Raw genomic sequence first — 24,500 nt, forward strand, 5'->3', positions numbered from 1 at the left:
GCGAACGTCAATGACCTAGTTTGCGAAAACCGCTGATCTTGATGCACATCGCCCAACTCGCCGCCGCTTTGCTGTCCCTTTTGATGGGGCTGTTAGCATGCGGCTCGCTGCTGAATCTAAGCAATCATCCGCACTGGTTCGTCCGAGCGTGGGATTTTCCGCGCGTGCAGATTGTCGTGCTCGGCTGGATTTTTACAGCGCTCTATTTCGCGGTGAAATATGCGGCCGCGCGCTCAGCGACCGCACCCGATGCAAACGGCCCCGATTTGGCATTGGGAACTTGGCCGATCGTCGCGATCGTTGTATTCCTGACGGCTTGGCACGGATTCCGCATCATCCCCTACACGCCGCTGTTGCCTAAGCAATCGGCCGACACGCCCGCTTCGTTGAACGTCAGCCATTGGTCCGATGACCAAACGATACGAATGGTCATGACCAATGTTGAAATGGAGAACGATGACTACGCTCTGTGGATAACTACGATCACCGAAGAAGATCCGGACATCGTCTTGGTCGTCGAAATTGATGACGCATGGGTTCAGGCGACAAAGGAGTTTGCCAGCCGCTATCCCTACCGGATCATTCATCCACAGGACAATTGGTACGGAATGATGATTCTGTCACGGTTGCCGATCATCGATCACCAAATTCGACACTTGGTCCAAAAAGACGTGCCGTCGATTGATGCCAAACTACAAATGGACGATGGCACGATGATTCGATTTGTCGGCGTCCATCCACGGCCCCCAGAACCAATCCGCGACAACGACGCCACGGCGCGTGATGCGGAGCTCACACTATGGGGCTCCGAACTGGCCGACGCGCAAGGGCCAGTGATCATCGGCGGCGACTTAAACGACGTCGCTTGGTCGCAAACGACGCGTTTGTTTTTGCGGACCAGCGAACTGTTGGATCCGCGACGCGGCCGCGGTTTTTTCAATAGCTTTCACGCCAATCATTGGTTCCTGCGTTTTCCTCTTGATCATATCTTTCACTCGCCTCACTTCACGGTCAGCCGCGTGGAGCGACTGGGCTTTGTCGGATCCGACCACTTCCCGATCTTGATTGACCTGCGACACACACCATCAGAAAGCCATCGGCATGATGTTCTGACCAACAAGGAGTCAGACGCGGAAGAAATCGACACGCGGATTGAACGGGCTGCCGAAGACGAAAGCCTTGATGGTGAAGCCGTCAAGGAATTAAAACGACAAAGCGAGTTGGAGCCCAAGTCGGCAACCTAAGATTCGCTTCCTGAATCTACAAACGAGTCAGCTGATCGATCATTCCGATCAGCAATTTGCTGTCGAGAGGTTTGGTGGTGTAGTCTGTGCATCCCGCTGCCAGACATGCGTCACGATCGCTTTTCATTGCGTTGGCTGTCAAAGCGATGATGGGCAGTTTGTAACCCTGGCTTCGAAGTTTGCTTGTTGCATCGTAGCCATCCATCACGGGCATTTGCATATCCATCACGATCAAATCGACATCTTCGGATTCGTCCGACGTGATAAAATCCACGGCCTCCTGCCCATTGGTTGCCGTGACAACTTCGCCGCCGGCACGTTCGATAAAGTGCTGCGCCAAGTAACGAATATCGCGTCGATCGTCCACGACCAACACGCGAGCGGATAGTTCGATTTCACCTTGCGGAACGAACGAACAAATACTGAGACTCAGATCGGGTTTGACCAACCTTACGTCTTCGGACACCGCGATCGATAGCGTGAATTTGCTTCCAACACCCTGCTCGCTCTCCACATCCACCTCACCGCTGAGCGCTTTCGCTAGTCGTTGGCAGATGGCCAATCCCAGGCCGGTTCCTCCCACGGTTCGCGTCGATGTATTGTCAGCTTGGACAAATGGATCAAACAGCGACCCCAGATCCTCGGGATCGATTCCCACTCCCGTATCAACTACTTGGAACAACAGACGATTGGTATCACCTTCGTAGCGAACGGTCAGCCTCACTTCGCCATCGTCCGTAAACTTGATCGCATTTCCGACCAAATTGAGCAAGATCTGACGCATTCGGATCGCATCGGTTTGAATGATCTCGGGGATCTCGCCATCAAATTCAATTTTCAGCGGTAGCTTTTTCTCCGCGGCCCGCACATCCATCAACGAACGAACTTCGGCGACAATTTCGTCTGGCCTAGCCGGCTGCAATTCCACTTCCAGTTTTCCGGCATCGATTTTGGAAAGGTCCAGAATGTCATTTAAAATACCCAGCAGAAAGTTGCCGTTGCGGCGGATCGTTTCGACGACTTGGATATTGTCAGGGTCTTTTAAGTGATCGCGCAAAATGTCCGCGTGCCCGATGATCGCTGCCATGGGCGTGCGAATTTCGTGGGACATGTTCGCCAAAAATTCTCCCCGCGAACGATTTGCTTTTTCGGCTTCATCGCGAGCACTTTTCAGCGACTGTTCAAAAAGCTTTCGGTTGGTGATGTCCTGCATCGTACCGACGACGCGTGTCGGGGTTGCTCGTCCGCGTTCGCTCAACACACAACCCGAATTGATGACCCACCGGATCTCGCCATTAGGTCTCACGATGCGATGTTCTAGTTTGAAATTCTCGTCGGCGTCTTTTTGGATCAACCGCTGAAACAGTTCGCGGTAGTGGCTGCGGTCATCCTGGTGCACTTGTTCGAACATTGCCGAACGCGTGAGCGGCACGTTAGGTTCTAAACCAAAAATACGGTAGATCTGATCGGACCACACCGGTTGCTCGCTTCCCGCGCCGATGTCGTACGTACCAAAACCCGTCGTCTCGGCGGCGATTCGCAATCGGTCTTCTCCCGACCGAAGTCTATGTTCCGACTCTTTTTGTTCGGTGATATCGATCGCCGCCACCATTCCCCGAGCGGGTACACGCTTGCCATCGATATCGTCAAAGAAAATCCGCTTGCGGATATCGACCCACCGGATTTGTCCATCGTCGTGAACGACGCGGTGTTGCATTTGGAATTCACCTTTTCCGTCCGGTTTCAGCGACTCCTCTACGCGGCGTTCGATTTCCGCCAGATCTTCGGGGTGAAATCGTCGATGGACATCGTCCCGGCACAGTGTTTGTCCACTTGCCAATCCAAATAGCTCTGCGGCTTTGTCGTCCGCCACTGCAATGTCGTTCAGGTAGTCCAATTCGATGATACCGATCTGCGCGACGGCAACTGCCAACCTGAGGCGTTCTTCGGCGGTGCTATGGGGTTTCACTGGGATTCAATGGCGATGTGTAGAGAGATAATTCGGTGCGTAGAAACTAACGGATTTTTGAAGGAAAGAGCCGCGAATTCAAACCAGATTCCTGCGATGCGGTGGATCAATTGCAAAATCACAGCCGCGAAGCGACATATGGTTTAGCCAGAGCCTAGGTGCCGGCAGGTTCTCCCTCGCTGACTCCTTACCTTTTAAGGCTGATCGAAAGAGACTTGGTTTCTGAACCATGATTCTAGGCAAGCTTTCGATTCAACCAAAGGCATGTCGATTTTCTGTGGCGTGTTTCGGGTCGCTCGTTTCGGGGCGAGGCGGCCGACCAATCAATTTCGACAAGGCGGGTGCATCATCGGCCGAACAGAACCCTACAAAAACCGTGCCAGATCTTGCACTGCAAATTGACAGCTCGATACAATTCGGTGATCTTACTGTTGATCGCGGAGCTTCTCTGAAGCTTATGCGACACCGAGCCTGGGTACCCATGGCGGCTACTGAATGTTCGTGCTGACACCGACCACCTTTCCGACGACTTTAATGCGGTAGGTAGGTTTTCCGTAATCTTTGCCGGATATGAAGCCGCCTTATGCATGAAACCGAAAAACAGCGACTGAGCCCAATTGTCGGGATCGGCGCGTCTGCGGGCGGCCTGAGCGCCTTGGAGACACTCTTTGAACAGCTGCCCACCGATACGGGCGCCGCGTTTGTCGTTGTCCAGCATCTTTCGCCGGACTACCAAAGCCACATGACGGAGCTGCTGGCGCGGCGCACATCGATGCCGACGGTTCAGCTGACCGAAGCGGAGACGCCCAAGCGTGACACCGTGTATTTGCTCCCGCCTGGCAAGCACGTCGTGGTTAATGATGGCCAGTTGCAGCTGCACGACCGTGAAGACGAAGGCGAGCTGAATCTTCCGATCGACAAATTTTTTCGTTCACTTGCCAGTGAATGCGAACGGGCCGGTTCGCCGCAGCGGCGTGTCGCCGCAATGATCTTGTCTGGCACCGGCAGCGACGGGAGCGAAGGCATCGTCGAAATCCATCGTGTCGGAGGACTGGTGCTCAGCCAGGATGAAGACAGTGCACAGTTTAACAGCATGCCGCTCAATGCGATCAAGACCGGCTGCGTGCATGTCGTCGCACCTGTCGCCGAAGTTGCCGAATCAGTGGTCAGCTATATCGGCGGAACGTCGATTGATGACGTGGTCAAGCAGATGGCACCTGAGATTCGTCGCAATGACTTAGCGGCCGTCTTTCAGCGTTTGGAAAAAGCTTGTGGCGTCGATTTTGGTCAGTACAAAAACGGCACGTTCACCCGTCGGCTGGCAAGGCGCATGATGCTGTCGAAGATCGACCAGCTTGATCAGTACATCGATTTACTTGATTCCGACGACGAAGAACTGTCGCGTTTGGCAGATGATTTGATGATCGGTGTAACGCGTTTCTTTCGCGACCCCGATGGCTACCAGCGACTGTCCAAACGCTGCATCCGAACAGCACTGGCCAGCAAGACGACCGAAGACGCATTTCGATGCTGGATCGCAGGCTGTGCGACCGGCCAAGAAGCGTACAGCATCGCGATGCTGGTCCACGAAGAACGAGCCAATACGGGCGTTGATTTCAATATCAAACTTTTCGCGACCGACGTTCACCCCGATGCGATCCGGTTTGCCCAACGCGGGGTGTACCCAGAAGATTCTTTGACCGAGATCCCCAAAGAACTTCGCGACAAGTATCTGTCCAAGCATCCTGATGGGTTCGAGATCTGCTCGGAAGTCCGCAATTCGATTGTGTTTGCCAGGCACGATGTCTTGCAGGACGCGCCGTTCACGAACATGGACTTGATCACCTGTCGCAACATGCTGATCTACTTGGTCGACGAAGCTCAAAGCCGCGTCTTGGGAATGTTTGCGCACGCGCTGAGATCGCGCGGCGTTCTCTGGCTAGGCCCCAGCGAAACGCCGGGTGATTTGTTGAATGATTTTGCGACGCTGGACAAACAATGGCGCATCTTTCAAAAGGAACGCGAAACGCGACTTCCACTGGATTTAAAGCTACGCCAGCGCCCAGTAACCAACGCGACCATGTCAATCCGGCCGCGATCCACCAAAGCACCTTCGGCCGCGCTGATCGCTTCGTATGATCAGATGATGAAGCAGTACGCACCTCCCAGCGTGCTGGTGGATGAATCAATGCATCCGCTGCAAATCTTTGGTGACACCAGCCGTTTTATCGCGATTGCCGCAGGCCGGATCACGGGCGTGTTGGAAGAAATCCTTGTCGAACCGTTACGGATGCCCATCGCCGTCGCCCTTCAGCGGATGCAACTCAACGGACGCAGCGAGGATTCCGAATCGGTCATCTTCGAAGGGCAAAATTTAGACATTGGCTTCAGAGAGTTCCACCACACAACGCTATCGGAAAAGCATTTCCTGATCACGTTCGGCGATTTAGTTTCTTTAAATCGTTTTCCGTCTGCCATTACCAATGGTGACCTCGTTATCGACGCGCAGGCAGAAGCCAGTAATTCATCGGCGCAGGATTTGGTGCCGTCATCAGCCGAAGAAACGAGCGACGCAACCACGGCGCATGCGTTTTCGATGGCGACCGAACGAATGCGGCTGATGGAAATGGAGCTGGATTTCACTCGCGAAAATCTTCAGGCTACGATCGAGGAAGTGGAGACGACGAACGAAGAGCTCCAGTCAAGCAACGAAGAACTGACTAGTAGCAACGAGGAGTTACAAAGCACCAACGAAGAATTGCATAGCGTTAATGAAGAGCTGCATACCACCAACGCCGAGAGCAGTCGGCGCATGCAGTTGTTGACCGAAACGACGAGGGACATTGAAAATGTCATGCGTGAAAGTGACATCGGAATCGTCCTGGTCGACAACGACATGGAGATTCGCAGAGTCACTCCGGCTGCAGCTGACATCTTATTGATCCGCCGCAAAGACGCCGAAGGCGAATCGCTGATCAGCTATCGGCACGCTTTGGATAGCGTTGACCTAGTCGAACTTGTCACGGAGGCTCATAAAACAAATAGTGTCCTGGAACGCGAAACCAGTGATCGACGGGGCGACCCGATCCTGCTTCGCATCTCGCCGTACCGGGATCGCTCGGGCGTGACGTTGACGATGACCAATCTGCGCAGCGTCAAAGACACAGCCGACAAACTTCGCAAACTAACGTCGATCGTCCAAGACAGCACCGATGCGATCATCGGCGTCAGCCTTGATTGTCGAATCACCAGTTGGAATCGCGGCGCAACGCGGCTGTTTGGGATTGATCTGGAGGTCGACAGGAACGTCGAACTAGCCGATGTCTTGCCTGAGGCGGCTTACAAAGTGTGCGAAAACTTGGTGAGAGAACTGGCTCGCAAGGGTGAAGTCGCCGCCAAAGAACTGCCGCTAGAGATTCGCAATCGACAGCTGACGTTGTTGATTCGCGCGACACCGGTTTTGGATGAATTTGAACGCGTCGCTGCCGGTGCGATCACGTTGTACGACGTCACGGCCATCCGAAACGCCGAAGAACAATTGCGATTGCGGACTCGAGCAATCGATGCTGCCAAGAGCGGTTTCCTGATCGTCGACGCAATGCAAAAAGACATGCCGATCGTCTACGCGAATAAGGGTTTCTTGGAACTGACCGGATTTGATCCCAAGGACATTACGGGACGCAACTGCCGATTCCTGCAAGGCCCCAAAACGGATCCCGACGATATCGTAAAAATTCGTCAGGCCCTTGCAAAGAAAGAATCCTGCCGTGTAACGATCTTGAACTATCGCCGCGACGGGTCCACGTTTTACAACGACCTGATTGTCACGCCGGTCACCGACGGCAACGATTGCGTCACGCACTTTGTCGGGATACAAACCGACGTGACGGAGATTGTCGAAGCCAACCAAGCACTGCATCGTAGCGAACTGGAATACCGCAGCACATTTGAAAACGCCGCGGTCGGAATGGCTCACATTGGACTGGAGGGCCGGTGGCTGCGAGCAAACGAAAAACTCTTGAACATTCTTGGGTATCAGTGGGAAGAACTGCAAGAGAAAACGTTTCAAGAACTGACACATCCTGACGACCTCGACAACGACGAGCTTCAGTTCACGCAGATGAAGCGTGGTCAGATCGAAGGCTATTCGATGGAGAAACGGTACCTTCACCGCGAAGGCCACATTGTCTGGGCAAACTTGACGACCTCCCTGCGTCGCAACGCGGATGGCTCACCTGACTGTTGCATCTCGCTAGTCGAAGATATCACTAAGCGTAAACAGACCGAGCAAAAACTCTCCGCCTCTCGAGCCATTATCACGGAAGTCATTCAGCAATCCGAAGACCCTTTCATTAGCTTGGACGACAAAGGGGTGATCCAGGTTGCCAACGCGTCGTCGCAACGTCTGTCAGCTGATGTCAGCGAAGCAATTGGCACTGACTACCGTTCCTTTTTTGGTGATAGCCAGCAGATGCCATTGATCTCGACACTCGATCGAGTTCTTGAATCCGGTCGCGCCGAGACGACGGAGTACTACTCTCAGAAACTAGGCCGTTGGTATGACGTCCGCGTATTCCCGGTCGATGGCGGCGCGGCCATCTACATGACCGATGTAACAGGTCGCAAGGAAACTGAAGCTTACTTGGAGGCGGCCAGGATTGCCGCGGAAGATGCCAGTCGAGCCAAGAGCAATTTCCTGACCAACATGAGTCACGAAATTCGTTCGCCGATGTCAGCCATCTTGGGTTTTGCAGATCTGACGCTGCGTGATATCCGCGAAGGCAAGGAGGTGGACCCGGGCAATTTGGAAACCGTCATCCGAAATGGAAAGTTCCTGCTCCGCATCATCAACGACATTCTTGACCTTTCCAAAGTGGAGGCCGGCAAACTGGAAGTCCGACGAACTCGCTTTGAATTGCTTTCGATGCTGTCGGACATTAGCGAATTGATGCGGCATCGCAGCAAAGCATCGGACGTTTGGTTGAACTTTGAATTTGATGGCAGTATCGTTCAGCGGCTGCAAAGCGATCGGTCGCGAGTCGAACAGATCTTGGTCAACCTAATCGGCAACGCATTGAAATTCACGCCTACGGGAAGTGTTCGGGTTGTAGTCGGGTTGAACCGAGAAGGAAAGAACCGTATCGAGTTTCGTGTCATCGATACGGGAATCGGCATTTCGCCTTCGAACTTGGACCGACTGTTCCAAACCTTCACCCAGGTTCACGATCGCAAAATGGTCGGCGTCGAAGGAACGGGCCTAGGATTGGTGATTAGCAAACGGCTGTCCAAATTGCTTGGCGGCGATATCACTGTGCGAAGCGTCGAGGGTGAAGGAAGCGAATTCACGCTTTGGCTCCCAATCAAGCCGTCCGACAAACTTGTCAAAGCGAGCGCAAGTGACCTGCGTCCCAAAGATACCGGAATCGAGAAGCTAGAGATGATCGATGCGAGAATTTTGGTCGCCGATGACGCTCGTGATGTTCGGTTAGTCACCACCCGATTCTTGACGCGTGCTGGAGCCGAAGTCGTCGAAGCGACCAACGGCGCTGAGGCGGTCAAAGCTGTTCGCGAAGCGGGTAGCCAGGGAAGGCAATTCGCATGCGTTTTGATGGACATGCAAATGCCAGAACTGGACGGTCGTGAAGCGACGCGGCAACTTCGTGGCGAAGCTTACACGATGCCGATCATCGCGCTGACGGCAGGTGCTACCACGGAAGAAATCAACGGAGCATTGAGTGTCGGCTGCACAGAATTTGTCGCCAAACCCGTCGATGCAAACGATTTAGTACGGCGCGTCGCCAAGCTTCTGAAGTGAAAACAACTCACGATCTGACACGTCGACAAGCCCCCCCCCAAGCGATGCGACGTCACAGGCGTAGAAGTTGCTGCTCTTCTGCCTGACGAGAAACCCGAATCGAGCGGACGCGGCCTGCTGTGCGGCGAATCGAGTCGCAAATTCCAAAGGTTGTTTTCCCGCAATTTGGTCCAGTCAAAACTCAGTAACAATCATTTCAAGAACGCATTTCGCATCATCTCGGCACGCTTTTAGCTTTGATATGAAGTAGACGTACGCGAGCCAACCGAGGAGAGCATTGATGACAGCTTTGATCGAAAATGAAACTAAACCACGGTGCGTTGTCGCCGACGATGTTCGGGCAATTCGCGAGAAATTCGCGACCTGGCTTTCGGAACTCGGCCTTGCGGTCATCCATGCCAGCTGCGGTGCGACCGCACTGAATGCGATTCGCAGCGAGCGTCCCCGACTGGTAGTGACCGATATTGACATGCCGCACACCAGCGGGCTCCACCTGCTGCAGAGCGTGCGTCGCGATTCCGATTCGGTTGTATCGGCAGTGCCTGTCATCATTGCAAGCAGCTTAGAAGATTCCGAGGCCGCCAGATTGATCGAGCGCCTTGATGGCAGTGTTTACTTGAAGAAGCCGGTCGACAAGAATCGTTTCGTAAACAGCGTAGCGGCCGTGATGGAGGGAAGCCTTGTCACCAGTGATCAGTCAACGAACGAGCACCAGTTTTCCAGTCGCTTTCGACGCATTATTCGCCAGCTGCACGAGTCTCAGGATCTGTAGTCAGCTATTTGTTGTCAAACGCGATCGCCACACTCCCATCCAACTGCTTTGACCTCTCGCGATTCTGACCTCACCGTTTATCTCATACCCGGCTTTATGTCTCCGGCGTGGATGGTGTATCCGTTGCAGCGATATCTGCGAAAACGCTTTTCGTCGGTTGTTTGCTGGGATTACCCACGCGTTTTCACGGATCTGGACAGGACTCTCGATCAACTCGCTCTTCGGTTTGACCAGCATACCGACGGGAGCGTTGCGGTGGTTGCGCACAGCTTTGGCGACTGGGTCGTTCGATCTGCCCTGCACCGAATGAAAAGCCGGGCAGTCAACTCACTTGTCTCGGTCTGTCCGGTGGTAACGTCTGTCGCTGCTGCGGAAATACTCAGTCAAGTCTCTAGCGATTTGGTCCCAGAACTTACGGTGATGGCAAACGTAGAGCAAAGTGAAGTGCCGCTCCCCAACCAGATGAACATCAAACGCAGCCTAGTTTGGGCGCGTGGTGAAACGTTAGTCCGTCGCCCCAAAGACCTGGCGATGTATGACCGCGAACGACGGGTATTTGCCTTCCACAACACAATTCTCTTTCAATTCAACGGTTGGAAGGCGATCCAAGAAGAACTGATCGCATTGGCTGAACAGCGATAGCCGCGCTGCCTGATAGGGTAAGACAACGATAAGCGCGCCGAGACGACTGGCCTGAATCACCGTGACTAAAGAATGCCTCGTTTACGATTTTCATCTCGTCGAGTGGCTTCGGCGATCGAATTAAGGACGTCTGCTGGTAGTAAACCATGTCGCACTGCGATCTCCGCCGCCTGATTGCTGTCGCGTATCAAAAACAGAGGGACGCCGGCGGCTTCGCTTCGTTTTACGTACGCAGCGACTTTCGCATCGTGGTCACTCGTGACATCCGGATCGATATCACGGATAAAAATCATCTTAATCCGCTCCCCAAATTCTTCGGCGGCCATCGCATACAGCCGCGGATCGTCCTGGCCAGAATCCCCGAATAAGACAAACGGAAGCGTATCGAACAGGTTCATCAGATTGCGAACCTTATCCAGCTTGTGGTCATGCCCACTCTTCAAAAACTTGTTGGCGTCAAATCCAAGATCACGGAGCAACAATGGTCCCTTGGGAATCGCGTTGAGCTCCAAGAAATCTTCCAACAAGTCGTAGAGGTTCCAGGGAGAGCTTGAAACGTAAAAGATCGGATTCGTGTGCGGCTGCTGAAGATCACCGCCGTGTTGCATCAATCGATAGAGCTCCGCAACACCGTCCAGGGGCGCACGTGTACGAGCATTCCCAAACAGAGTGAGCTTCGCCATTGTCGTTACATCGGTGGCGCCCGTATGCAAAATCGTGTCATCGACGTCGCTGATGATTCCATATGCCGCGTGTGGAGGCGTGTACATCACTTCGCCAAAGGCAGCAGATTGTTCTGCGTCAGCCGAACCTTGCTGAATACGTAATTCCGCCGCCGACCAGAGCAGCTCCTCAGAGCGTTTGCTCTTTCGAGGCAGGTCGATGTGAAAATAGCCTTCCACATCGCTTACGGATGTTCCGACGGTCCCCTGCGCGTTGGCCACTACGGTCACTCCAGGGACTTCGTCACTCGCGAATCGTCGAGCCGTGTCGATCAGATTCTGCAGCCAGTCGTCTTTGCTAAAGTCCGGATCGAGGGGTGGATTCGTCAGCACGCGGCCATGCACCCGAATCCTGTCTTTGGTCGCATAACCCATGTAAGGCTGAATTTTTGGAACCCCTGCCCGCCCCAGACGCTTCCGCATTCTTCGGATCCCAGCATCTGCCAGATCATCAGCTGATGAAGCCGCCCACGTCACCCAAGCCTTAAGCTCCGATCGCCATTTGCCGTCATCGACATCCGTCATGTTTAGAATCGCAAAGTAAGTGTGTGAAGTGAGGTTTACAGCATCGATGACGAGTGAACGCAGAGCCGACCAGAACGAAGCCTCCACTCATTCATCGACTCCTGAATATCATCGACGACCAGTGGCAGCTCAACATCATAAAAAAAGCCGAAGCGACTGGCGTTCGCTCCGGCTGCTTAACGTGACACGATCGAACGTCTCACGAAAAACTATTTTTTGGCGTACGAATCTCGTAGGTCGCGAATTTTGTCATGGCCCGCTTTGACATGTCTGTACTGCTCCGTCAAAACATCATTCATTGCGCTACCAGCGGTTTCCTTGAGCACATCTTCGTAGGCTGCTTTGATGTGATCTTCACCGCGTTCGGCTTCAATCAGGATCACGTATGGATCACCGCCGTTCAGCTTTGCCCGGATATTGATCCAGCTTCGGTGCGTTTTCGCGGCAACGCTCCCGTCGTCTTCGGCATCTTTACCATTAAATTCGACGAACTTCTGAAGCTCGGTCGCCATGGCTGACCGCTGATCGCCGATCTCTTTGAAGAGCGATGTGAGCGCTGAGTCGTCGATTTCCTCAGCCGATTCGTGAAATCCGTTGTAAGAATCAATGTTCGCACGAATTAACTTTTGAAGTTTTTCGACAGTTTGATCGGTCAGTGTTGCTTTTGTTTCGAGTGCCATGATGGCGTTCCTTTTGTTTAAACAGAATTGAAGTCGTGATATCGATTTGTCGACGTCTGCGGTGCGTCACACCCGACGTCGTTTAGCCGATGGTTCCGCGTCGCCCAGTGATCAAGCTAACGACGAACAGCACAAGAAAGACAAAGAATAATATCTTTGCAATTCCAGCCGCACCCGCTGCGATGCCGCCGAACCCGACGACGCCAGCAATGATTGCGATCACTAAAAACATGAGGGCCCAGGAAAGCATGGTTCTTCTCTTGATATTGGGGAGGTTGTTTGAAACTCGGTTGAGTAACGGACAACAGACGCAACTTGCGGGCCAAACCAAATTCAACAGCGTTTTCTCTCGCTGTAGCGCACTTTCTGGTCGGTGATCAATCACCCCGCGCTCGTATCGATCATGCGATTCGCCACGCTCCCGCTACATTCGCCATCGAGCCGTCCACCACGTCACTTTCAGGGTCGCGTTTGGTATTCACTACGTATTGGCGTGTTGTTTGCGTACGTAAAAGCCCGTCGAAAACACTTCATTCATTACTTGTAGAGAATCCGGATCGGAAATTGATCATGGGACAAAATTTTCAAGTCAAGCAGCACGTTGAGTGGAACTACGGAAGCGGCACTGCCAAGGGCCAAATCAAGGAGGCATACAAAGAAAAGGTGACCAGGACAATCAAAGGCAATGAGGTCACTCGGAACGCCAGCGAAGAGGAGCCCGCCTATTTGGTCGAGCAAGAAGATGGCGATCAAGTGCTTAAAAGTGAAAGCGAACTGAGCGACGCCTAACAAAGCGTGACAAAAGCACGGCACGCTACTCCATTCCCACGCAACTCACACGGAGAACACAGATGAACCGCAAAGCAATTATCACCGGTGGCAGCACCGGCATCGGCCGCGCCACCGCTGTCGCGATGGCCAAGTCAGGCTTTGACGTCGCAATTACTTACGCAAGCAGCAAAGACAAAGCACAGGAGACAGCAGCCCTTGTGCAAGCAGAGGGGCGACGCTGCGTCGTTAAGCAGCTTGACCTTTCATCGCCCGAAACGGCGGAAAAATGTGTTGACTCGATGGTCAGCGAACTCGGCGGGTTGGATGTATTTGTCAGCAACGCAGGCATAATGGTAGGACAAAAGATGCCGGACCTGGACCTTGAAACGGCAAGCAAGATCTTCAACGTCAACGCGTTTGGTGCAATGCTGGCGATCCAACGCGGCGTGCACCACATGCTTCCTGGTGGAATGAACGGCGAGCCTCGCGAAAAGCCAGGGCGGGTCATTGTCGTCACCAGCGTGCACGAAGAAATCGCCAGTCCGGTCGATACTCTGTACACCATGACAAAACACGCTCTGGGTGGTTTGGTGAAATGTTTGGCGCTGGACCTGACACCGCTCAATATCACAGTCAACGCGGTCGCTCCTGGCGAAATCGCGACACCGATGAACGATATGAATCCAGACGAATTCGACGATACAGACCGGCCAGCGATGCCCGCGCGACGATCGGGTCATCCAGACGAGATCGCTGCCGTGATTGATTTTCTCGCTAGTGACAGAGCAGGTTTCGTGTCAGGTGTAAGGTGGCCAGTCGATGGTGGTTTCGAAGCCGCAACTCCCTTAGCCGCGACACCGTATCGCGAAGAATACTTGGCTGGCTAATTAGTGCGTCCGGTGCACAACTGCCAATTAGACGGCTGACGAACGTCGTGCACGGAGGTCGCCAACCAACCGCGCCGAGTGATTTTCGGTCAGAACACTGGGACGAACGCTTTTTTGCCGTGAACGTCGTCCTGCCAAACAATTGTGGCACGCAAACTGCACCTGCTGTCGAGCAAAGCAGAGACACAATCCCCCAACGGAGACAAATGATGATTAGCTGGATTCTATTCGGGTTGGTGATCGGCGCGATTGCGAGATACATCTACCCCGGCCGACAGGGTCTCGGAATTCTGAAGACCATGTTGCTAGGAATTGCCGGCTCATTCGTGGGCGGTTTTCTTGGTTGGTTGATCGTTGGCGGATCGATTTTGCAATCCAGCGGTTGGTTGGGTTCCATCTTAGGAGCGATCATCGTGCTCGCGTTTGCATCTCGCCAAAGTCGCATCACTGCTTCTTAGCATCCGCTTTTCGCATCCAACGAGTTGCGGTTGAGCGATCTCATCTATGACCGACATGTGCTCGCAGACTAGTGGATGCCTTCCGCGAAGATTCGACATTTCATTGCCCGTCCGTAACGCTTAACACTTCACAGGAAACAAACAGAGATGAATACGCAAGAAAAACTGATTGACATTATTCAAGATTTTGACACCGCCATGCTGGTCACGCGCAGCGACGGTGGCGTCATGGACGCACGGCCAATGGCGATCGCTCAAGCGACTGACGATGGCGCGATCTGGTTTGTCACGGATCGGAATTCCGGAAAAATCGCGGACCTAATGCTCGACAGCGATGTTGCCGTCACCATGCAGGGTAAGCGTCAATTCGTGACGGTAAGCGGCGAATGCCGAGTCATGGATGATCGTGCGAAGATTGAAGAGCTTTGGAAGGAAGCGTGGAAATGTTGGTTTCCTGAGGGCAAGTCGGATCCCTCGATTGTTTTGCTGAAAATCGAACCGACTCGCGGCGAATATTGGGACAACAGCGGGGTGGCTGGCCTGAAGTACCTGATCAAAGCTGGCAAGGCGTATCTTCAGGGCGAACGCGCCGAAACCGACGCTTCAGTCAACGCGTCGGTGTCGATGTAGCCGCTGCACCTGTGTTGTTCGATCAATCTCCTCGCTAGGAAAAGCACAAATGAATGCTCCCCAAATTATTAACGACGACGCCGCATCGGTTGGCGAGATGGGCCAACAGTACCTCGCGTGCGGCAAGAAAGTCGCGATGCGTCTTTGGCAAGAACCCGCCGGTGACCAATGCGAATCCCGTTCTCGCGACTACGAGATCGTCGGCTATGTTGTGTCAGGTGAAGTCGAAATTCGATTTGGTAAAGAAGTGGCTACTTTAAAATCGGGGGATTCATGGCTAATTCCTCCTGGCACAAGTCACCGCTTCAAAATCCTGCAGGACCTTGTAGCGGTCGAAGCCACCAGCCCACCAGCAAGGCTGGGCGGCAAGGACGAAGAGTAGTCCCGATCACCTTACCGTGGTGCTGGCACGAACGACGTGTGTGCTCGTCCCTGGCCAGCAATACTCCCGCCATTGCACTCGAACCACTCCTGACTTCTTGAACGTTCGAGTGCCAGTTCCATCAAGCGGCCGAAAATCTCTTGCGTGGTAACGACCAAGTCATGCCGAATGCGTTCATTAGCGTCACCCGCCCGCATTCTAAATCGCTTCTAATCCATCGACGCCGTCAGACAGCATCCCCGACAAAGTCAAGCCTAGCGCATCTTTGCCGGCGGAGTCTGCTACCGGAGAAAACAATTCATCGATGCGGTGCAGAGGCGCATCGCTAGACGTGTCGATCGAGACTTCAAATTGGACGTCGTCGACTTCGACTGTCTCGCTGCGTTTCTCTAAGTAAATCATCGCGCACACGAGCGATTGCTCGTCGACGGGTTCGACGAAGTTGCCCCTAGTACAATGAGCAAGAATTTCCGTCAGAGTAATCTTACGGCCAGGCTGACGATGCGTTGCGACGATCATCGTGCACGAAACTAAGCGGGCAACTGTTCCCCTAGTAAGTCTATTTCTTTTAATCCACCAGCCAACGCGCCCACCACAATCAGCAATAAAGGACAGCGCTCTTTTTCTGCGTCCTCGTTCGTGATTGGCATTCGATCCTGATCCCTCAGATGACACACCGTGTCGACGCAGCCTATCACAATTCCTTCGCAATAACGCTTTAAACATGGACAGCTGATGTTGGCAGCGCCACATTGCCCCCATGATCACTTCAGAAAAACCGGTGACTGGACACACACTCGCAACGCAGGCCTCAGCCAATAAGATTCGCTTCATTCTGCACGATCGCATCGCCCGCAGTTGCACGCATCACATCGTCTTGCTCGGAACTCAAGTCGCCTTCGCCCGCGGTCGCTTCGGCTTCTGGCGACTGAGAAACATCCGCCGACTGGAGTTCAGCAGCACTGCCAGCAGAATCGCGATCGATTGGCTGACTGCCGCTGGTTGATGCCAAGGCCTCTTGCGATTCGAGCATGCGAACGGGCACTCCTTGGGGAAACACTAACTCGCGAGCTTCGTCCGGCATCGTGATCTTCGCGGCAGTCAGCTTTTGTTTTACTTGCCGAATCACGCTGCTACTGACCTTCAAGGCCGAATGTTTGTCCTGATTGAACCAGTACAACACCCGGAGATTGACGGTCGCAGCACCTAATGATTCGACAATCACAATCGGGGCGGGATCACTAACGACGGCCGCATGGTCATCAAGTACATCCATGATGATCTCCTGTGCCTCAGTCGCCGAATCATCAAAGCCAATTCCGACACTAAAGTCCCTACGACTCAGCGGCGTTGCGGTAAAGTTCGTGATTTGGCCTTTATAAACCGTGCTATTTGGCATTTGGATTTGATTGCCCTCCAGCGTGTTCAAAATGGTTCCTCGCGTCGTGACCTTCCGCACAAAACCTGTCGCCCCCTCTACTTCGATCAGATCACCGACCCGGAACGGATGATTCAGTGAAATCAAAATGCTGGCCAAGTAGTTCTCCGCGATATCGCGAAAGGCAAAGCCCAACGCAAGCCCGACCAACCCGGTGCCTCCAAGCAACGTGACCGCCAACCGAGTTAGACCTGACACGCGAAGCGCGATGTACATGCCGACAATGAAAACGAATACGCCGATCGCATTGCCCGCCACCTGACGCAGCAGCTTGCTATCGATCCGACTTTGCATCAGCCAACGCGTCGATCTGGCGGACAGAACAGCGGTGTAATACGACATGACACCGACGAGCAACGCGACGAGGATTAAGGGTAATACTCCGGTAAATTCCCGCCCGAGTTGCTTGAGCGATGCGATTGCAGGAGCAAAGTTCCAGAGTGGTTTTTCGGCGACGCTGATCCGATTGACGACTGCGACCACATCCGCCGTGTTCATCGCCGTCTCTTCCGCCCACCGTTGATGCTTTTGTGAATCGGCTTCGCCTGAAAGGAACGCGACGCCACGGTCAACTTCCGCCAGCGGGCTAATGAACCAACCAGTCGCCTCCATGATTTCCTGCAACCGATTCGCGATCTTGTCGTCACTGTTAACCGGGTCCACCTGGACTTCTTTCGCAACATTGACGGCAACACTTTCGTCGGCCGTGTCCGCCGTCACTTCCGCAGCCACCTCCTCTGCCGTCGGTGACTCATCCTGACCAAAAGCAGGCGGCGTCGCGACGATGAAAATCAACCAGAGAGCGGCAACAGGAAAGTGGAACTGCAATAGCATGAGATCAACTGGTGGAAGAAGTGGTCGAAAAGGCGCCATCGCGATGCAAACCAAAACAGTCTGGCGGGCGGCGGCGAAAGGAAAGTGAAAACGGAATGCTACGTCTAATCAAACGGCATGGTGGCATGAGGCCACGGCCGTATTATGTTCATGCACGATGTCGTGACGATCGAATCGGTCTTCTTTTTCCAGCTCAAACAACATCACCTTGCCGCCGACTGGTGATTTGAACTTCGTTGGTCGCGGTGTACCCGGCAGCCCGTACGCCAGACTGAATTCGTCGTCACCTTCAAACTTCAGAATGCCAAACGCCTTTGCGTCGGGGAATTGCTTCATCTGAGTTACCATGTTGATCAGCACCGGTTCTTTCGTTACGTCCAACGTGAAGGAGGCCCGGTACGTCTCTTTTTGATCTCTGTCATAGGTCACGATTGTTTTGCCTTTTACCACCGGCGTCGTGCCTTTGAGGGCATCCTCCAACAGTTCCTTGCCTTGATTCACGCCTTCTTCGATCTCCCAAACCCCTTGTAGAAGTTTAAGAACGGCGTTCGATTCGGTGGGCTCTTTTGAAACGGCGACCGTTGCGACAGCGGCCAGAACAATAAACATGACGGTAGTGATCGCTTGGTTATTCACGGGGGTACTCCTTTGCAAATGCATTTGAGATTGCTTTCGTGATCGAGTCGCACTGAGCATGCTTCCGACCACGCCTCTGGGCACAACCCTGACGCAAACTGCGTGCCAGATGCAGGGCATGGCAACTGGTCGATCACCGCCCGGCATGGAGTGTTTGCGATCACATTCATCCCCCGCGGTGCCGTTTTTGCACTCATTTGGCGTTTGGCGCGCCGATTGCGTTTTAGGCCCTGCCGAACTTCAAGCATGTCCGAACGCGTGCTGTTAACGTCCACCACAGGAGAAGGAGTTATGTCGAACAGAGAACAAATCAAAGGTCACTGGAACGAAGTAAAGGGCCGTTTGAAGGAGCACTGGGGTCAATTAACCGACGACGATCTGCGTCGCGTGGAAGGTTCCACCGAGCAGCTAGTCGGCGTAGTGCAACAGAAGACCGGTGCAACGAAGACCGAGGTCGAGAAATTCATCGACGGGATTCTGGGAGGCAGCAACTTGAGTGAGCAAGCCGCTGAAACGGTGCATGCTTACGCCGAAGCCGCCCAATCTGTCGCCAATGACGCCGCGGAGTACGCTCGTCAAAACTACAAGCGACTAGCTTCGCAATCCGAAGACTACACACGAAAGGTTTCCGAAACTGTTCGCGCACGTCCGGCAGAATCGATGGCAATTGTCTTTGGCTTGGGATTGGCCGCCGGCGCGTTGTTCTTTCTAGGGCGGAAGCAGTAGTCATGGCGACGACACTTGCAACCGAAAAACAGTCCGAAGCGATCAAACAACGGATGCGTGAAATCCGAACGGAGCTTCCTTACAGCGCTGATCAAGCACGAATCCGTGTCAAGCAGCTGACTGACTGGAAGTACCACCTTTCGAGACACCCGATCCCGATTGTTGCCGCAACGGTTTTTGCTGGCTACTTGCTCGCTCCTTCAATACGTGGGAGCGATCAAAGCCCCCAGCGGGCACATCATGCCGAGCAGCCAGCGGTACGGCGACGAGTCAAGCCTGCAAAGAAAGGCATTCTTGGCGGCATCGTGGGCACACTTGCCACGTTAGCGATGAAGCACGCCGCGACGATCGCTGCGGACCAAGTGAGTAACGCAATCTCAAGACGAGAAAACTAATGATCGCTCCTTACAATCCAACCGAAAACGCTAGGCCGACGGTAGCCAACAATGAACGCCTCACGCGTGAAGAGGTCGTCCGAACACACTCGACGAATCACGCGCCTTCGTTGTCGCTGAGTGAACGAATCCACGCTGCCAGTCAACAGATCGTCGCCCAACATCCCCTCGCCGTGCTGGCAGTCTCTGGCACCATTGGGATCGTGCTGGGGTGCTTGGTCAAACGACGCGGCAGTCAGTAGGAAACTAAAACATGGAAAATACATCCAGCTTTCAGCGTGTCGCTCGCGACGTATTGGACTTGTGCGAATTACAGATCCAATTGTTATCCGTCGATTCGCAAGCAGCCAAACGCAAGCTAACCACGTCAGTCATCTGTGGCTTGGCCGCCGTAACCGTCGCCGGGTCCGCACTGACGACCGCGCTTGTTGGCGGCGGACTGCTGCTGGGTCAAATGACTCCGCTTTCCGCAGGCGGCGGGCTACTAGTTGCGTCAATGATCGTCTTTGCAGGAGTGATCGCATTGTTGCTGATCGCTCTGTCAGCAATCAAATCAGCCGCGTCCGCGATGGCAGAAACCAAGTCCGAGTTCTCGGAGAATCTACGCTGGTTGAAGGCCACCTTAATCAGCCCTGCCACTTCACCTCGAAACCAAATGCGAAGCGACGATTTTCGATCGAGCGAGTCTGCCGCCGCGAGCCATCCAGTCGCGAGCAACGAACGTTTCGTGACACCGATACCCAACGAACCTTCCACATCATTTAGTCAAAGGTAAATCAAATGTCGAATTCACAAAATCCAACTGCCACTGTCGCCCACTCAAATGTTCCTGATCAAGCTCGCGATGCTGCCCAGCGCGTCGCTGCGGGTGCGATGGAATTTGGACACGAGGCAGCGGACCACTACGTAACGGAACCTGCAAAGGATCTCTTCAGTCTTGCCAAGGCGTACGCGAAAGACAATCCAGATGTTGCGGCGTGCTGGGCTTTCGGCTTGGGCATTGTTGTCGGTTGGAAGCTGAAACCCTAAACGACCCGCGAGCATTTTTCCGGTCGCAGGCATCTACAGAGAATCAAACCATCAGAGTCAATCAATGATCGAACAACTTAGAGAAAAGGTCAGAGATATCGTCGGCCGTGGCGATGACGTCGCTGCTTCCACTGGCGGCAAGCACGTGGGTATGAATGCGGGTGTCGAGCCTGCCGAAAACCTGCTCGCATTTACTGTCGCACTCGGAATGACATTTCTGGCTCGTAGTGCCTTGCAAGCGGGTTGGCGAAAAGCACTGAAGACCGAACCACCAAAGAATCCGTCATCGCACGAAGTGATGTGGCGGGACGCGCTGCTCTGGGGGGCTGTTTCGGGTGCCGTCGTGGGCGTCGCACGGATTGCCTCCCGCAGGGCTTCGTCGAGTGCGTATCGCGGCATGCGATCTTAGCCGGCGGCGATTTCTGTCGCCGATGTTCATCACAAGCCAACGGCTCGCAATCAATGCGAGACGTGAGAAACCATCAGACACTTCACTCAGGCACGCGTACCTAATCGACAGGCCGCGCTGACTGAGATACTATTCTTTCGTGTGATTTCTTATGACATCAGGCACCTTATCCCTAGATCTTTCGACGCACCAAAAATATGAGTGGCCCCACGCCATGCCGAAGCTTCTGGTTATCGACGACGACAGGGCCATATTGGCAATCGCGGAGCGAACGCTATCGCCCATTGCCGACGTCGTCACGGCGTCCACTGCTGGTGACGGCCTGAAGAAATTACGGAGCACGCCCTTCGACGCCGTTCTATTAGACATCCAACTGCCCGATCAAAATGGGCTCGCCGCGTTCTGCGAAATTCGCGAATACGATCGTCGCATCCCAGTCATTTTTATGACCGTGGAAGCCGCCAGTGAGACTGCGATCGAAGCGATGCAATTGGGTGCCTTTGACTACATCGCAAAGCCGTTGTCGGTCGATCCACTTCGCGACCTAGTCGAAAAAGCAATTGAGCAGCGCCAAATCAGCAGCGTTCCGGTAGCGATCTCCGCGGATGAAACGGCTGCGGATAAGTCTGCCGAATTGTTCATTGGCCGATCCCCGGCGATGTTGGAAGTTTTCAAAGCGATCGGCAAAGTCGCTAAACAAAACGTCCCCATTTTGGTTCGCGGCGAGAGCGGAACGGGCAAGGAGCTGGTCGCACGAGCGCTGTTTCAGCACAGCCACCGCGCTGACGAAACCTTTCTTGCGGTGAACTGCGCGGCGCTTCCGGACAACCTACTAGAGAGTGAATTGTTCGGCCATGAAAAAGGGGCGTTCACGGGCGCCGAGTCTCGGCGCATCGGTAAGTTCGAACAGTGCAATGGCGGCACGCTCTTTTTGGACGAGATTGGTGACATGGCACCAACTGTCCAAGCAAAGGTATTGCGAGTCTTGCAAGAACAGCGTTTCGAGCGGGTCGGCGGTAACAAAGAATTGACCACGGACGTCCGTATCATCGCGGCGACTAACCGTCCGTTGGAACAGATGGTGTCTGACGGCGACTACCGCGAAGACCTGCTCTATCGACTCAATGGGGTCACCATCGACTTGCCGCCGCTTCGCGATCGGTTGAGTGATGTCGAATCATTGATCCGGTTCTTTTTGGCTCAGGCAAAATTGGAATTCAACAAACCCGACTTGGAAGGCCTTTCGCCCGACGCGGTCAAATCGCTCACCAACTACGAGTGGCCAGGTAATGTCCGGCAGCTGCGTGCCGTCGTCAGGCGTTGTGTGTTGGACACCGTCATGCCGGTGATCACGCCCGAAGTGCTGCCGACCGAGATTCACAACAGCCCCAAATCAAACGACTCGACGACCGATAGCGAGACCGTCGAAAAAAGCGAAGAATCTGGCACGCAACTTCCTCAACTTGTCCGGCGTCTTTTGCAAGAGCGTTCGACCAATGTGTACGCCGAGGCAATGGAGTACATGGAAAGTTACGTGATACTACAGGTGTTACGTTCGACTGGCGGGAACCAAAGCCAGGCGGCCGAGACCCTGGGCATCACTCGCGGCAAACTGCGGGATCGCATCAACACTTACAAGATCGAACTGAAGAGTGACGTTGTGGTGAAGGAGAATGAGTAATCCGATGAATGACCAACAGAGGACGCGTTTCGGCGAGGCACTACAGCGACTAGGCGGCGACGAAGAAACGATGGAGATGATGGCCACTATCGTCACCGAAGACGCTCCCAAAGTGCTGGAACGCTGGAGTGACGAACTGCAGGCGAAAGACTTAGACGCGTATGCCAGAACAGGCCACGCGCTAAAAGGACTGCTGAGCACGTTTGAGACGAATGAACCCGTCAGTCGCATCCAGCCTTTGATCGACGACGCCCGGAAGAATGATGTCGCGGCAGTCCGAACTTCGCACGCGTCGGTGGTGCCTGAGATTGATGAACTGCTTTCGGAAATCTCGGCGATTTTGTAACCGATGCGTTTCGCTAGGGCTGCAAGACATCACCCGCAGCACAGATGGTTTCGGCTAGTTCAACCAGTTTCTTCCGGGACTTCGCTGCACACGATTGCAGGTAACGATGAGCCTCTTCTTCGGAAAGATTTCGGACCTTCATCACGATTCCCTTGGCGCGTTCGATGATTTTGCGATCCTCTAGCTGATTTTTTAGTCGGTCGATCTTCTTGTCCAGTTTCTGAAAATGATCGAACCGGCCTTCTGCTAAAAAGATCGCCGGCTGAATTGTTTCGGCCGTAATCGGTTCGACTAGATAAGCCATCACGTGATCTTCTAGCGCACGTTCGACTTTGCTCAAATCGCCTGACTTTGCCACCACGATCCCAGCCGTCGGCTTTGATTCGCCAATCAGAATCATGGCTTCGATACCATCCATGTCACTCAGTCGAGGCGCGGCGATGATCAATTCGGGGGGATCTGTGATCGATGCGGCAATCAACTCCGCTCCCGATTCGGTCACCAAGCGAACGTCATGCCCCAGAGTCTGCAAAATGGTCAGAATGATCGCACGCGATCCGGGATCACCGTGTGCGAAATGAATCGTGCGCGTCTTGCTGATCGGGTCGCTCATTTTCCATGCTCTGTCGATTGGTGACTGTCATCCAACTCGCCTTGCAATTCATCGATCCGAGCTTCCATCTGGCGAGTTTGCTGGAATCGACGCCGAGCCAGGTAGATCGATGTCCGCAAGTCGCTTTCGTTAACCGGTTCGACGAGCACTCCCATTACCTGGTCGTTCATCAACCGTCGTGATCGATCAATATCAGAACTCTCCAGCAGAGCGATCACAGCACAGGTATTCTGCTGACTGAGTTGGTTCAACACGTCAAAGGCGTCGTCGCTTTCAAACCCAGTCCCAACAATCGCAACCGACGGCGGACTCTCTTGACAACGACTGATCAGCATCGACGGCGTGCCAGTCGACAGCCCGACTTCGTGCGAGAGTAGTTCCAGGTTCGCGGCAACGACTTTTCGTTTCGCGTCGTCGCCATGGGCGAGATAGATCATCATTTGATTTTTGGACATGAGAACCAGAAGTTCGACGAGGCGAAGGAAGGCACATCCTATCGAACAAGCCGCGCGGTTTTCAGGAAATACGCGGTCGAGCAGAAGGAAAGTCTGCAAAGGTGCAGTTCGTGTGCCAAGTCATCGAGATCGCAGCCGGGGTCAACCACCCGGCGTCAAACGCATCGATCACGGGCCAGCAAGTGCAAGCAGTACAGCGTTCCGAAATCGCCGGCTCCCGATGATCCATATTTGAACACACAACGACTCCGCGCGAACCGAACTGGTCGCAAATGTGCCAGATCTACAATCAGGCGTCGCATCGCAGTTTTAGCAAGTGGCTCTCGATTCCCCTCAAAAGTCAACGCGAACGCAGCGACTTGAGTCATATCGAAAGGTTTTTGCATGTTTGGTATGCCGATTGCTTCGTGGGGTCCGCAAGCTCGTCACCTCATTTCAAGG

The 24,500-nt window shown here is 53.9% G+C and carries 26 protein-coding genes; 17 read left to right on the forward strand and 9 right to left on the reverse strand.

The features are described from left to right. The first annotated feature begins 41 nt into the window (after nucleotides 1-41). Nucleotides 42-1,244 (forward strand): endonuclease/exonuclease/phosphatase family protein, encoded by a 1,203-nt coding sequence (locus K239x_RS18485; protein ID WP_145419681.1) that lies wholly within the window; start codon nucleotides 42-44, stop codon nucleotides 1,242-1,244. 16 nt (nucleotides 1,245-1,260) lie between these two features. Here the strand turns inward: K239x_RS18485 and K239x_RS18490 are convergent, their stop codons facing one another. Further along, nucleotides 1,261-3,213 carry an ATP-binding protein gene (locus tag K239x_RS18490; RefSeq protein WP_145419682.1) on the reverse strand — a complete coding sequence of 651 codons (1,953 nt, stop codon included), beginning with the start codon at nucleotides 3,211-3,213 and terminating at the stop codon, nucleotides 1,261-1,263. A gap of 583 nt (nucleotides 3,214-3,796) precedes the next feature. Between K239x_RS18490 and K239x_RS18495 the strand changes: the two genes are divergently transcribed. From K239x_RS18495 to K239x_RS18505, 3 genes are all read left to right on the forward strand, one after another. Beyond that, nucleotides 3,797-9,028, forward strand: a complete 5,232-nt coding sequence (locus tag K239x_RS18495) for a PAS domain S-box protein (protein ID WP_145419683.1) — start codon at nucleotides 3,797-3,799, stop codon at nucleotides 9,026-9,028. A 280-nt stretch (nucleotides 9,029-9,308) separates the two neighbouring features. Continuing rightward, on the forward strand, nucleotides 9,309-9,800 hold the full coding sequence (locus tag K239x_RS18500) for a response regulator (protein ID WP_145419684.1): 492 nt from the start codon (nucleotides 9,309-9,311) through the stop codon (nucleotides 9,798-9,800). Nucleotides 9,801-9,848: 48 nt separating this feature from the next. Then, complete coding sequence (locus K239x_RS18505) at nucleotides 9,849-10,442, forward strand: esterase/lipase family protein (protein ID WP_419189139.1); 594 nt, start codon at nucleotides 9,849-9,851, stop codon at nucleotides 10,440-10,442. A gap of 65 nt (nucleotides 10,443-10,507) precedes the next feature. On the opposite strand, the gene K239x_RS18510 is transcribed toward K239x_RS18505, so the two are convergent. The 3 genes from K239x_RS18510 to K239x_RS18520 all read right to left on the reverse strand — a co-directional run bounded on the left by K239x_RS18510 (nucleotide 10,508) and on the right by K239x_RS18520 (nucleotide 12,619). Then, nucleotides 10,508-11,689, reverse strand: coding sequence for an App1 family protein (locus tag K239x_RS18510; RefSeq protein WP_145419686.1), 1,182 nt, complete (start codon nucleotides 11,687-11,689; stop codon nucleotides 10,508-10,510). 209 nt (nucleotides 11,690-11,898) lie between these two features. Then, a complete protein-coding gene (locus K239x_RS18515) occupies nucleotides 11,899-12,369 on the reverse strand; it encodes a PA2169 family four-helix-bundle protein (protein ID WP_145419687.1) in 471 nt (156 codons plus the stop codon). An 82-nt stretch (nucleotides 12,370-12,451) separates the two neighbouring features. Then, the gene (locus K239x_RS18520; protein WP_145419688.1) at nucleotides 12,452-12,619 is read right to left on the reverse strand and encodes a DUF1328 family protein; all 168 of its coding nucleotides are present in this window, start codon (nucleotides 12,617-12,619) and stop codon (nucleotides 12,452-12,454) included. Nucleotides 12,620-12,939: 320 nt separating this feature from the next. Here K239x_RS18520 and K239x_RS18525 point away from each other — a divergent pair, with 320 nt between their 5' ends. The 5 genes from K239x_RS18525 (at nucleotide 12,940) to K239x_RS18545 (ending at nucleotide 15,497) form a co-directional block, all read left to right on the forward strand. After that, nucleotides 12,940-13,158 carry a hypervirulence associated TUDOR domain-containing protein gene (locus K239x_RS18525; protein ID WP_145419689.1) on the forward strand — a complete coding sequence of 73 codons (219 nt, stop codon included), beginning with the start codon at nucleotides 12,940-12,942 and terminating at the stop codon, nucleotides 13,156-13,158. Nucleotides 13,159-13,220: 62 nt separating this feature from the next. After that, the gene (locus K239x_RS18530) at nucleotides 13,221-14,027 is read left to right on the forward strand and encodes an SDR family oxidoreductase (RefSeq protein WP_145419690.1); all 807 of its coding nucleotides are present in this window, start codon (nucleotides 13,221-13,223) and stop codon (nucleotides 14,025-14,027) included. A gap of 206 nt (nucleotides 14,028-14,233) precedes the next feature. Continuing rightward, the gene (locus K239x_RS18535; protein ID WP_145419691.1) at nucleotides 14,234-14,485 is read left to right on the forward strand and encodes a GlsB/YeaQ/YmgE family stress response membrane protein; all 252 of its coding nucleotides are present in this window, start codon (nucleotides 14,234-14,236) and stop codon (nucleotides 14,483-14,485) included. Between the two features lie 147 nt (nucleotides 14,486-14,632). Further along, the gene (locus K239x_RS18540) at nucleotides 14,633-15,115 is read left to right on the forward strand and encodes a pyridoxamine 5'-phosphate oxidase family protein (RefSeq protein WP_145419692.1); all 483 of its coding nucleotides are present in this window, start codon (nucleotides 14,633-14,635) and stop codon (nucleotides 15,113-15,115) included. Between the two features lie 49 nt (nucleotides 15,116-15,164). Continuing rightward, entirely contained in the window at nucleotides 15,165-15,497 is a 333-nt protein-coding gene (locus K239x_RS18545) for a cupin domain-containing protein (RefSeq protein WP_145419693.1), read from the forward strand. A gap of 198 nt (nucleotides 15,498-15,695) precedes the next feature. Here K239x_RS18545 and K239x_RS28815 read toward each other — a convergent pair whose 3' ends face one another. The 3 genes from K239x_RS28815 to K239x_RS18560 form a co-directional block, all read right to left on the reverse strand. Continuing rightward, nucleotides 15,696-16,016 carry a chemotaxis protein CheB gene (locus K239x_RS28815; protein WP_419189140.1) on the reverse strand — a complete coding sequence of 107 codons (321 nt, stop codon included), beginning with the start codon at nucleotides 16,014-16,016 and terminating at the stop codon, nucleotides 15,696-15,698. A gap of 292 nt (nucleotides 16,017-16,308) precedes the next feature. Further along, on the reverse strand, nucleotides 16,309-17,769 hold the full coding sequence (locus tag K239x_RS18555; protein ID WP_145419695.1) for a mechanosensitive ion channel domain-containing protein: 1,461 nt from the start codon (nucleotides 17,767-17,769) through the stop codon (nucleotides 16,309-16,311). A gap of 108 nt (nucleotides 17,770-17,877) precedes the next feature. After that, nucleotides 17,878-18,405, reverse strand: a complete 528-nt coding sequence (locus K239x_RS18560) for a TIGR03067 domain-containing protein (RefSeq protein ID WP_419189141.1) — start codon at nucleotides 18,403-18,405, stop codon at nucleotides 17,878-17,880. Nucleotides 18,406-18,696: 291 nt separating this feature from the next. On the opposite strand from K239x_RS18560, the gene K239x_RS18565 reads away from it, so the two are divergent. From K239x_RS18565 to K239x_RS18600, 8 genes are all read left to right on the forward strand, one after another. Next, entirely contained in the window at nucleotides 18,697-19,131 is a 435-nt protein-coding gene (locus K239x_RS18565; protein WP_145419697.1) for a CsbD family protein, read from the forward strand. Between the two features lie 2 nt (nucleotides 19,132-19,133). Further along, nucleotides 19,134-19,526, forward strand: coding sequence for a hypothetical protein (locus tag K239x_RS18570; RefSeq protein WP_145419698.1), 393 nt, complete (start codon nucleotides 19,134-19,136; stop codon nucleotides 19,524-19,526). Next, complete coding sequence (locus K239x_RS18575) at nucleotides 19,526-19,768, forward strand: hypothetical protein (RefSeq protein ID WP_145419699.1); 243 nt, start codon at nucleotides 19,526-19,528, stop codon at nucleotides 19,766-19,768. Before K239x_RS18570 ends, K239x_RS18575 begins: the two co-directional genes overlap by 1 nt. Nucleotides 19,769-19,779: 11 nt before the next feature. After that, nucleotides 19,780-20,301 (forward strand): phage holin family protein, encoded by a 522-nt coding sequence (locus K239x_RS18580; RefSeq protein WP_145419700.1) that lies wholly within the window; start codon nucleotides 19,780-19,782, stop codon nucleotides 20,299-20,301. A 5-nt stretch (nucleotides 20,302-20,306) separates the two neighbouring features. Then, nucleotides 20,307-20,555, forward strand: a complete 249-nt coding sequence (locus K239x_RS18585) for a hypothetical protein (RefSeq protein WP_145419701.1) — start codon at nucleotides 20,307-20,309, stop codon at nucleotides 20,553-20,555. Nucleotides 20,556-20,619: 64 nt separating this feature from the next. Then, nucleotides 20,620-20,964, forward strand: a complete 345-nt coding sequence (locus K239x_RS18590) for a DUF4235 domain-containing protein (protein WP_145419702.1) — start codon at nucleotides 20,620-20,622, stop codon at nucleotides 20,962-20,964. A 214-nt stretch (nucleotides 20,965-21,178) separates the two neighbouring features. Next, nucleotides 21,179-22,645: a sigma-54-dependent transcriptional regulator gene (locus tag K239x_RS18595; protein ID WP_145419703.1), complete on the forward strand. Its 1,467-nt coding sequence runs from the start codon at nucleotides 21,179-21,181 to the stop codon at nucleotides 22,643-22,645. 4 nt (nucleotides 22,646-22,649) lie between these two features. Beyond that, nucleotides 22,650-22,991, forward strand: coding sequence for a hypothetical protein (locus K239x_RS18600; protein WP_145419704.1), 342 nt, complete (start codon nucleotides 22,650-22,652; stop codon nucleotides 22,989-22,991). A 13-nt stretch (nucleotides 22,992-23,004) separates the two neighbouring features. Here K239x_RS18600 and K239x_RS18605 read toward each other — a convergent pair whose 3' ends face one another. Both K239x_RS18605 and K239x_RS18610 read right to left on the reverse strand, forming a co-directional pair. After that, nucleotides 23,005-23,604 carry an ANTAR domain-containing response regulator gene (locus K239x_RS18605; RefSeq protein WP_145419705.1) on the reverse strand — a complete coding sequence of 200 codons (600 nt, stop codon included), beginning with the start codon at nucleotides 23,602-23,604 and terminating at the stop codon, nucleotides 23,005-23,007. Further along, a complete protein-coding gene (locus K239x_RS18610; RefSeq protein ID WP_145419706.1) occupies nucleotides 23,601-24,059 on the reverse strand; it encodes an ANTAR domain-containing response regulator in 459 nt (152 codons plus the stop codon). Before K239x_RS18610 ends, K239x_RS18605 begins: the two co-directional genes overlap by 4 nt. Nucleotides 24,060-24,500 lie beyond the last annotated feature (441 nt).

It is taken from the genome of Stieleria marina (assembly GCA_007741555.1).
In the GTDB taxonomy this organism is placed as follows: Bacteria; Planctomycetota; Planctomycetia; order Pirellulales; family Pirellulaceae; genus K23-9.